This window comes from Hamadaea tsunoensis DSM 44101 (assembly GCF_000428945.1).
In the GTDB taxonomy this organism is placed as follows: Bacteria; Actinomycetota; Actinomycetes; order Mycobacteriales; family Micromonosporaceae; genus Hamadaea; species Hamadaea tsunoensis.
Genome location: NZ_AUAX01000062.1, coordinates 1 through 3857, shown reverse-complemented (window position 1 = coordinate 3857; position 3857 = coordinate 1). Strand labels below are relative to the sequence as shown.

Genomic DNA, 3857 nt, shown 5'->3' with positions numbered 1-3857 from the left:
AGCCCGCCCCGGCCCCGGCGCTCCCACCGATCGCACCGACGCCGCCTGCCACCGTGACCGCACCGGTCGTGGTCAGTACCCCGGTCCCTGTCGTCACGCCCGACCAGCCCGCGACACCTACGCCGCCGGCCGCCGCCTCCGCCACCGACACCCCCGTCACCGTGGCCGACGCCGCCGCCACCCGGCCCCAGGTCACCCCGGAGCTCCTCGCGCGTGCCCGCCAGCTCGCCCGCGTGCACCTGTCCACCACCGGCACCCCGATCACCGTGCCCCAGCTCGCCGTCCGGCTGCGCATCTCCAGCGACACCGCCCACGCCGTCCGAGCAGCGCTCAACCCCGTCACGTCGTCCGGCCCGGCCGTGCACAACGGCGTCCGCGTTCTGGAGACCACCCGGTGACCGTCTCGACCCCGACCGTCGCACCCAGCAGCACCATGCCGCTGGGTGCGGCCCCGGCCGCCGAGCCCGAGCCGTGGCAGACCTTCCGGCCGTTGTCCACGCGCGATCACATCGCCGTCCGCGCCGCGTCGACCGACATGGACCGGTGGCTGCACCACATCGCCCCCGCCGCCGCGTGTACGCGCCCGATCCGTCTGGCCGGCTACCGGGCCGAGGTCGAGGCCAGCACCGGCCGGATCCTGTCCAGCTACGACACCGCCGCCATGCCCGACGGCGTCATCTACAAAGCCTGCGGCTCCCGGCTCGCCAGCGTCTGCCCGTCCTGCTCCCGGCTGTACCAGCAGGACGCCTTTCAGCTCCTACGCGCCGGACTCGTCGGCGGCAAAGGCATCCCCGAAACCGTCGCGTCGCACCCGGCCGTGTTCGCGACGTTCACCGCACCCTCGTTCGGGACCGTGCACACCCGGGTCGTCCGCAAACACACCTGCGCCCGGCGGTCCCGCTGCGACTGCCGGGCCGAGCCCTGCCACGCCCGCACCGGCCCCCGCGACCCCCGCACCTGCGAACACGACACGTCGGCGGTGTGCTTCGCCCGCCACGAGTCCGGCGACCGGCGCATCGGAAAGCCGCTGTGCCTGGACTGCTACGACCACAACGCCCACGTGATGTGGAACAGCTTCAGCGGAGAACTGTGGCGGCGGACCAAGCAAGCCGCGGACCGCCACCTAGCGGCCGTCGCGCGGGAGCGAGGCATTGCCCGCGTCGTGATCGGCTACACCCCCGCGAACAAACCGCGGACTGTACCGGCCGTGCGGCTCACCCACGGCAAGGCAGCGGAATTCCAGGCACGCGGTTCTGTGCACTTTCACGTCCTGGTCCGCCTCGACGGCGTCGCCACCCTCAACCCGACCGCAGTCGTGCCCCCACCCCCTGGCTTCACCGCCGACGACATCGTCACCGCCCTGCAGCACGCCTCCGCCATCGCCTTCGTCACCCCGGCCCACCCCGACCAGCCCGAAGGCTGGCCCATCGCCTGGGGACCACAACTCGACCTGCGACCCCTGAACCTGTCCGGCAACGACCCGATCACCGACGGACAAGTCGCCGGCTACCTGTCCAAGTACGCGACCAAAGGATCCGAGCCCGCCGGACACGCATCCGCCCGGATCACCGACCAGACCATCGACGCGTACGCCGACCCTGCCGGCGACCACATCGACAGGCTCATCGCCGCCTGCTGGCACCTCGGCCGCCCCACCACCGAACCCGACACCTACGACCGACTACCCCCACCGTGGCGGGCAACCCGACTCCGCCCGCCATGGACCTGCCCCGAATGCGGCCACAACACCCGACTGACGGTCTGCGTCCGCTGCCACCCCAGCAGTCAAGCACTGCTTGACACCCAACGCGCCCAATACGAACCCCCAGACGAAGACAACCCCTACAGCAAACTTCGCCGCTGGGCGCACCTGTTGGGCTTCGGCGGCCATTGCTTCACCACCGCCCGCCGCTACTCCACGACCTTCACAGCCCTACGCAACGCCCGCCGCGACTACCACCGCACACCCACACCCGTCGAGCCCATCCGGACCGCCGACCACACCGACGAAGAAACCATCCTCATCGTCGGCGGCCTCACCTACGCCGGCATCGGCTGGCACAACACCGGAGACGCCATCCTCGCCAACACCAGCGCTGCCATGGCCCGAGCCCGACGCGAAGCCGCCCGCGACGCCCTCACCAACCACTGACCACCCCGTGACCACCGGACAGACCCACAAGGATGCCCGACCACGCGAACCTGCTCCTTGAAAACTCCACAGTGGACATGAACCTAGAGGGGCGACCTTCGCATGCCCAGAAGACCAGATAGCAACGGAAATAGCCAGATCCGAGAGGAGAACCCTTGTCAGACAACGCTATCGGCGTCCGTCCTCGTACGGGCGCCTCCGCTACGGAGGAAGGAGCAAAGGCGCTCTACAAGATCCCCGAAGCGATGAACCTACTCAGCCTGTCCCGCACCGTCATCTACGAACAGATCCGGGCACACAGGCTCCGCACCGTCAAAGTCGGCAAGAGCCGCCGCGTACCCGCCGGCGCCATCACCGACTTCGTAGCCCTGCTCGAACGAGAGAACGGAGTCACCGCATGACCTCGCGCCGCAGCAAAGGCGACGGCGGACTGCACTGGGACGACGACCGCAAACGGTGGATCGCCTCCGTCACCATCGGCTACACCCCGGCCGGCAAGCGCATCGTCCGGAAGGGCAGCGGCAAGACCAAGACCGAAGCCAAGAACAAGCTCAAGGAAGTCCTCCGCGACCACGAGGACGGTCTTACGATCGCGCCGCACAACTACACCGTCGCAAACGCCGTCTCCGACTGGCTCGCCTACGGGCTCGCCGGACGTGCGGAGTCTACGAAGACCAAGAACCGGCTCCTCGCGGAGCGGCATGTGATTCCGGACCTCGGAGCGCGCAAGCTGCGGGAACTGACAGCTACCGACATAGACCGTTGGATGGAACGCAAGGCGCGAGATCTCAGTGACAGCACCCTCGGCAACCTGCACAGCATCATGAACCGATCGGTGATGCGTGCGATGGCCAGGGACAAGGTCAAACGCAATGTCGTCGTCCTCGCGCAGGTGCCGACCGGGCAGCCAGGCCGGCCGTCCAAGGCGCTCTCTTTCGAGCAGGCGAAAAGCCTTCTTGACGCGGCCGAAGGCACCAAGCTGGAGGCGTATTTGGTGCTGTCGCTTCTCATCGGCGCCAGGACCGAAGAGCTGCGGGCGTTGAGGTGGGATCACGTCGATCTCGAAGGTCGCCCGGACGGCGACTCGCCACAACCACCCTCGATCAACGTGTGGCGGTCGGTCCGGGATGGCGGGGACACGAAGACAAGGAAGTCCCGCCGGAGCCTCGCTATGCCGCTACGTTGCGTCTACGCGCTTCGCGCTCTGCGCAGCCGGCAAGAGCTGCAGCGTGACCGGGCGGGCGGCACTTGGGATGCGGACGGACTCGTGTTCGCCTCTCGAACGGGTGCGGCGCTGGACGCGGCGAATGTCCGCCGCTCGTTTCGGCAGATCGTCAAAGTGGCGGGACTGGATCCGAAGGAATGGACCCCTCGGGAGCTCCGCCACAGCTTCGTCTCGATCCTGTCGGCCGAGGGCATGACCATCGAGAGGATTGCCGAGCTGTGCGGTCACGCAGGTACTCGGGTGACCGAGGCGGTCTATCGTCATCAGTTGCGACCCGTCCTGCTGGGAGCGGCGCAGGAGATGGACCGCATCTTCCGCCGGCCGAAGGAGGCGTCGCGCGATGGGGGAGAGGCCCCGAGACCGTAGTCACCCAGTTAGTCACTCGGGATACGAAAGAGGCCACATCCATCGATCGGATGTGGCCTCTGACCTGGTGGGCGATACTGGGTTTGAACCAGTGACCTCTTCCGTGTCAAGGAA

Annotated in this window: 3 protein-coding genes and 1 pseudogene; all 4 read left to right on the top strand. The window is 68.2% G+C overall.

The features are described from left to right. Positions 1 to 398 (top strand): annotated as a pseudogene (locus G401_RS0138925) (hypothetical protein); the annotation flags it as partial. A gap of 35 nt (positions 399 to 433) precedes the next feature. Beyond that, positions 434 to 2152 (top strand): replication initiator, encoded by a 1719-nt coding sequence (locus tag G401_RS51430; protein ID WP_456064520.1) that lies wholly within the window; start codon positions 434 to 436, stop codon positions 2150 to 2152. A gap of 170 nt (positions 2153 to 2322) precedes the next feature. Next, on the top strand, positions 2323 to 2553 hold the full coding sequence (locus G401_RS55390; RefSeq protein ID WP_281174231.1) for a helix-turn-helix domain-containing protein: 231 nt from the start codon (positions 2323 to 2325) through the stop codon (positions 2551 to 2553). After that, the gene (locus G401_RS51420; protein ID WP_051367910.1) at positions 2550 to 3743 is read left to right on the top strand and encodes a site-specific integrase; all 1194 of its coding nucleotides are present in this window, start codon (positions 2550 to 2552) and stop codon (positions 3741 to 3743) included. Before G401_RS55390 ends, G401_RS51420 begins: the two co-directional genes overlap by 4 nt. Positions 3744 to 3857 lie beyond the last annotated feature (114 nt).

Coding starts and splice junctions, on each gene's coding strand:
- G401_RS51430 (WP_456064520.1), top strand. CDS start 434: ATGCCGCTGGGTGCGGCCCCGGCCGCCGAGCCCGAGCCGTGGCAGACC.
- G401_RS51420 (WP_051367910.1), top strand. CDS start 2,550: ATGACCTCGCGCCGCAGCAAAGGCGACGGCGGACTGCACTGGGACGAC.